The organism is Ramlibacter sp., from assembly GCF_013697775.1.
GTDB lineage: Bacteria > Pseudomonadota > Gammaproteobacteria > Burkholderiales > Burkholderiaceae_C > Ramlibacter.
In genome coordinates this window covers 1-5,807 of the sequence record NZ_JACCWG010000062.1, presented here as the reverse complement: position 1 = coordinate 5,807, position 5,807 = coordinate 1, and the positions used below count along the sequence as shown (strand labels likewise).

The following is a 5,807-nucleotide window of genomic DNA, read 5'->3' as shown; positions in this document are numbered from 1 at the left end:
CCCGGCGACAACGTGACCATCACGGTCAAGCTGATCGCGCCGATTGCCATGGAAGAAGGCCTGCGCTTCGCCATCCGCGAAGGCGGCAAGACCGTCGGCTCCGGCGTCGTCGCCAAGATCATGGAGTAAATGCGAAGGGGTATAGCTCAATTGGCAGAGCGTCGGTCTCCAAAACCGAAGGTTGTAGGTTCGATTCCTACTGCCCCTGCCACCTGAGTGGCAAGCCTCCCAAGCAAGCCCGGCCGCGTGTCGGGCTTCAGTGTCTTCAAGGGCACGTCGAGACAGAGCAGGAAAACGCCGAAACATGGCCACTTCTCAAGTTGAAACCGTCAGCACCGGCGCCGACAAGGCGAAGCTGGGAGCCGCGATCGCCCTGGTGGTCGCCGCGCTGGCAGGCTTCTATGTGCTGGGCAAGCAAGGCCAGATCGCCCAATGGGGCGTGCTGATCGTCGGCCTGATCGCCGCGGCCGGCGTGTTCCTCAGCTCGGAAACGGGCCGGCAGTTCGTGGCCTTCGGCCGCGACGCCTGGAAGGAAGTGCGCAAGGTGGTGTGGCCGACCCGCAAGGAGTCGATCCAGATGACCGCCTACGTGTTCGGCTTCGTGGTCATCATGGCGCTGTTCCTGTGGCTGACCGACAAGACCCTGGAATGGGTGTTCTATGACCTGCTCCTGGGGTGGAAGAAGTGATGAGCGAAACCGATAGCCAAGACGAACACCAAGACCAGTCGGCAGAGGGCGTGCAGCCCGCGGCCGACGCCACGCCCGCCACGCCGGTCAATCCCGACCTGCGCTGGTACGTGGTGCACGCCTACTCCGGCATGGAGAAGGCGGTCGAGCGCAACATCCGCGAGCGCATCAACCGCGCCGGCATGCAGGACATGTTCGGCGAGATCCTGGTGCCCACCGAGGAAGTGGTCGAAATCAAGAACGGCCAGAAGCGCACCTCCGAGCGCCGCTTCTATCCCGGCTACGTGCTGGTGCAGATGATCATGAACGACGAGTCCTGGCACCTGGTGAAGCACACCAACAAGGTGACCGGCTTCGTCGGCGGCGCCAAGAACCGCCCCGCACCGATCTCGGACGACGAGGTCAAGAAGATCCTGGGCCAGATGGTGGAGGGCGTCGAGAAGCCCCGCCACAAGGTGGAATTCGTGGTGGGCGAGTACGTGCGCGTCAAGGACGGCCCGTTCACCGACTTCAACGGCACGGTCGAGGAAGTCAACTACGAGAAGAGCAAGGTCCGCGTGTCGGTCACGATCTTTGGTCGTGCAACGCCCGTGGAGCTCGAGTTCTCCCAGGTCGAAAAGACCTGAGAGTTTGTCAACCCCGGGGAGCCGCGGCCGCTTGGCCAGAGCGTTATCACCCGCAAGGAAAGTAAGACATGGCCAAGAAGATCGTCGGCTTCGTCAAGCTGCAAGTACCAGCTGGCAAAGCCAACCCGTCGCCGCCCATCGGTCCCGCCCTGGGCCAGCGCGGCTTGAACATCATGGAGTTCTGCAAGGCGTTCAACGCCCAGACCCAGGGCGTCGAGCCCGGTCTGCCGCTGCCCGTGGTGATCACCGCGTTCGCGGACAAGAGCTTCACCTTCATCATCAAGACGCCGCCGGCGACCACCTTGATCAAGAAGGCGATCAAGCTGGACAAGGGTTCGGCCAGCCCGCTGAAGGACAAGGTCGGCAAGATCACCCGAGCCCAGCTCGAAGAGATCGCCAAGACCAAGCTGAAGGACATGAACGCGGCCGACATCGATGCCGCGATCAAGACCCTGGCGGGCTCGGCCCGTTCCATGGGCGTGACCGTGGAGGGCGTGTAAATGACCAAGCTCACCAAGAAACAGAAAGTGTCCCAGGGCAAGGTCGACAGCACCAAGCTGTACCCCCTGGCCGACGCGCTGAAGATCGTGCAGGAAGCCGCCACCGCCAAGTTCGATGAATCCATCGACGTGGCCGTGCAGCTGGGCATCGACGCCAAGAAGTCCGACCAGGTCGTTCGTGGCGCCGTCGTGCTGCCCAACGGCACCGGCAAGACCAAGCGCGTGGCCGTGTTCGCCCAGGGCGCCAAGGCCGAGGAAGCCAAGGCCGCCGGTGCCGACATCGTCGGCATGGACGACCTGGCCGCCCGCGTGAAGGCCGGCGACATGCCGTTCGACGTGGTGATCGCCGCCCCCGACGCGATGCGCGTGGTCGGCACGCTGGGCCAGATCCTGGGCCCGCGCGGCCTGATGCCCAACCCCAAGGTCGGCACGGTGACGCCGGACGTTGCCACGGCGGTGAAGAACGCCAAGGCCGGCCAGGTGCAGTACCGCGTGGACAAGGGCGGCATCATCCATTCCACCATCGGCCGCCGCTCGTTCGGCGCCGACAAGCTGCAGGGCAACCTGGCGGCGCTGATCGATGCGCTGAACAAGTCCAAGCCGGCTGCCAGCAAGGGTGTGTACCTGAGGAAAGTCGCGATTTCGTCGACGATGGGTGTGGGTGTCCGCGTGGACATGCAGACGCTCACGGCTTCGGTGGCGTAATCGCACGTGGTGGGCCGCGGGGGTGATTCCGCGGGCCATCCAAGACCGTTGGTGCGGGGACGACCCCGCTTAATCGTGAGAACGCCAACGCAGATGGCGATCCCGCCGAAGACGAATTCGAGAGATTTCCGAAACGGTTGGTCGCTGCAACAAGGGCGCGCGACGGGGCAACCCCGAGCGCAATTTGCAAGGAGTAGACCTTGAGTCTGAATCGCAGTGAAAAGCAAGCCGTCATCGCAGAGGTGACCGGCCTCGCAGCTTCTGCCCAGACGCTGGTGTTGGCGGAATACCGCGGCATCACGGTCGCCGACATGACGAAACTGCGCACCACCGCGCGCAGCAACGGCGTGAACCTGAGTGTTCTGAAGAACACCTTGGCGCGCCGTGCTGTTGCGGGAAGCGCGTTCGAAGTGGCAAGCGAGCAGATGACCGGCCCGCTGATCTATGGCTTCTCCGTGGACGCTGTGGCCGCCGCCAAGGTGGTGGCCGATTTCGCCAAGACCAACGACAAGCTGGTCATTCGCGGCGGCGTGTTCGGCGGCAAAAGCCTGGATGTCAACGGCGTGAAGCAGCTGGCCAGCATTCCTTCCAAGGAAGTGCTGCTGTCCCAGCTGTGCGGGTTGCTGATGTCGCCCATGTCGCGTACCGCGGCAGTGCTGGCGGCGCTGGCCAAGCACAAGGAAGCACCAGTAACGGAAGAGGCAGTGGCCGCTTAACGGCCCTGCTGGTAACCAACTTATTTCGGAAAGTTCAAAATGGCATTCGACAAAGACGCATTTCTGACGGCGCTCGACAGCATGTCCGTCATGGATCTCAATGACCTGGTGAAGGCCATTGAAGAGAAGTTCGGCGTTTCCGCCGCTTCCATGGCCGCCCCGGCCGCCGGTGGCGGTGGCGCCGCTGCCGCGGTCGTCGAAGAGAAGACCGAGTTCACCGTGCAGCTGCTGGAAGCCGGCGCGAACAAGGTGCAGGTCATCAAGGCCGTGCGCGAAATCACCGGCCTGGGCCTCAAGGAAGCCAAGGACCTGGTCGACGGCGCGCCCAAGGCCGTCAAGGAAGGCATTGCCAAGGCCGACGCCGAAGCTGCCAAGAAGAAGCTGGAAGACGCCGGCGCCAAGGTCGAGCTCAAGTAACTCGATCCCGGCCCGAGGCTGGAGTGTCCCGAAAGGGCCTCCAGCCTTTGCTGCTTGATGAGGACAGCAGGAAATACGCCATCACGCGTCTTTCCTAGTGTCTTCTGACCCGACTGCAGAAGACTGCTTGGTTCGGGCCTGGTGCAATGCCGGGCTGTCCGCCAAGGTTGGTAGAGGCCAACCCGCCAAGAATGCGCCCGCCCGGCGCGCGACAGTTGACGAATTTTTCAGAAATTCGCTAGCCCGGAGATCTCATGGCCTATTCCTATACCGAACGCAAACGCATCCGCAAGAGTTTCGGCAAACGCGACAGCGTTCTCGAAGTGCCGTACCTGCTGCAGATGCAGAAAGATGCGTACACCGCCTTCCTGCAGGCGGACATGGCGCCGCAAAAACGCACCATCGAGGGCCTGCAGGCTGCATTCGACGCCGCCTTCCCCATCGTCTCCCACAACGGTTTCGTGGAGATGAAGTTCATCGAATACAACCTGGCCAGGCCCGCGTTCGACGTGCGCGAGTGCCAGACCCGCGGTCTGACTTTCGCCTCCGCCGTGCGCGCCAAGGTCCAGCTGATCATTTACGACCGCGAGTCGTCCACGCCGCAGTCCAAGGTGGTCAAGGAAGTCAAGGAGCAGGAGGTCTACATGGGCGAAGTGCCGCTCATGACCGACAAGGGCTCGTTCATCATCAACGGCACCGAGCGCGTGATCGTGTCGCAGCTGCACCGTTCGCCGGGCGTGTTCTTCGAACACGACAAGGGCAAGACCCACAGCTCGGGCAAGCTGCTGTTCTCCGCGCGCATCATCCCCTACCGCGGCTCCTGGCTCGACTTCGAGTTCGACCCGAAGGACATGCTGTACTTCCGCGTGGACCGCCGCCGCAAGATGCCGGTCACCATCCTGCTCAAGGCCATCGGCCTGACGCCGGAAACCATTCTGGCGAACTTCTTCGTCAACGACAACTTCCGCCTGATGGACAGCGGCGCGCAGCTCGAGTTCGTGCCCGAGCGCCTGCGCGGCGAGGTCGCCCGCTTCGACATCACCGACAAGTCGGGCAAGGTGGTGGTGTCCAAGGACAAGCGCGTCACGGTGCGCCACACCCGCGAGCTGGAGCAGTCCGGCACCACGCACATCAGCGTGCCGGAAGACTTCCTGGTCGCCCGCGTGGTCGCGCGCAACATCATCGACCCGGACACGGGCGAGATCATCGCCAAGGCCAACGACGAGCTGACCGAAGCGCTGCTCAAGAAGCTGCGCACCGCCGGCATCCAGGACATCCAGTGCGTCTACACGAACGAGCTGGACCAGGGCCCCTACATCAGCCAGACGCTGCGCATCGACGAAACCGCCGACGAGTTCGCCGCGCGCGTGGCCATCTACCGCATGATGCGCCCCGGCGAGCCGCCGACCGAGGACGCGGTGCAGGCCCTGTTCCAGCGCCTGTTCTACAACCCGGACACGTACGACCTGTCGCGCGTGGGCCGCATGAAGTTCAACGCCAAGGTCGGCCGTAACGAGTCGACCGGCCCGATGGTCCTGACCAACGAGGACATCCTCGCGGTCATCCGCACCCTGGTCGACCTGCGCGACGGCCGCGGCGAGATCGACGACATCGACAATCTCGGCAATCGCCGGGTGCGCTCGGTCGGCGAACTCATGGAGAACCAGTATCGTATCGGCCTGCTCCGCATGGAGCGCGCGATCAAGGAGCGCATGTCCAGTGTCGATATCGACACCGTGATGCCGCAGGATCTGATCAACGCCAAGCCGGCGGCCGCCGCGGTGCGCGAATTCTTCGGCTCCTCGCAGCTGTCGCAGTTCATGGACCAGACCAACCCGCTGTCGGAGATCACCCACAAGCGCCGTCTCTCGGCGCTTGGACCGGGCGGTCTGACCCGCGAGCGCGCCGGCTTCGAGGTGCGCGACGTGCATCCGACGCATTACGGCCGCATCTGCCCGATCGAGACGCCCGAGGGGCCGAATATCGGCCTGATCAACAGCTTGGCCACTTACGCCAAGGTCAACAAGTATGGCTTCATCGAGACGCCGTACCGCAAGATCGTCGACAACAAGGTGACGCTGGACGTCAGCTATCTCAGCGCCATGGAAGAGTCCAAGCACTATGTCGCGCAGGCCAACGCCGAGCTCGACAAGGA

Annotated in this window: 6 protein-coding genes, 1 tRNA gene and 2 pseudogenes; all 9 read left to right on the top strand. The window is 63.5% G+C overall.

Annotated elements, in window-relative coordinates; genetic code table 11:
- Positions 1–129: pseudogene (tuf, locus tag H0U68_RS03585) on the top strand (elongation factor Tu); the annotation flags it as partial.
- 6 nt (positions 130–135) lie between these two features.
- A tRNA-Trp gene (locus tag H0U68_RS03580) sits at positions 136–211 on the top strand.
- A gap of 93 nt (positions 212–304) precedes the next feature.
- Entirely contained in the window at positions 305–688 is a 384-nt protein-coding gene (gene secE / locus H0U68_RS03575) for a preprotein translocase subunit SecE (protein WP_296352792.1), read from the top strand.
- Positions 688–1,314, top strand: coding sequence for a transcription termination/antitermination protein NusG (gene nusG, locus H0U68_RS03570; protein ID WP_296352791.1), 627 nt, complete (start codon positions 688–690; stop codon positions 1,312–1,314). The genes secE and nusG overlap by 1 nt, the downstream gene beginning before the upstream one ends.
- A 68-nt stretch (positions 1,315–1,382) precedes the next feature.
- The gene (gene rplK, locus H0U68_RS03565) at positions 1,383–1,814 is read left to right on the top strand and encodes a 50S ribosomal protein L11 (protein ID WP_296352790.1); all 432 of its coding nucleotides are present in this window, start codon (positions 1,383–1,385) and stop codon (positions 1,812–1,814) included.
- Complete coding sequence (gene rplA, locus H0U68_RS03560) at positions 1,815–2,519, top strand: 50S ribosomal protein L1 (RefSeq protein ID WP_296352789.1); 705 nt, start codon at positions 1,815–1,817, stop codon at positions 2,517–2,519. It abuts the gene before it with no gap.
- Positions 2,520–2,719: 200 nt separating this feature from the next.
- Positions 2,720–3,235 carry a 50S ribosomal protein L10 gene (gene rplJ, locus H0U68_RS03555; RefSeq protein ID WP_296352788.1) on the top strand — a complete coding sequence of 172 codons (516 nt, stop codon included), beginning with the start codon at positions 2,720–2,722 and terminating at the stop codon, positions 3,233–3,235.
- Between the two features lie 39 nt (positions 3,236–3,274).
- Complete coding sequence (gene rplL, locus H0U68_RS03550) at positions 3,275–3,652, top strand: 50S ribosomal protein L7/L12 (protein WP_296352787.1); 378 nt, start codon at positions 3,275–3,277, stop codon at positions 3,650–3,652.
- A 254-nt stretch (positions 3,653–3,906) separates the two neighbouring features.
- A pseudogene (rpoB, locus tag H0U68_RS03545) lies at positions 3,907–5,807 on the top strand (DNA-directed RNA polymerase subunit beta); the annotation flags it as partial.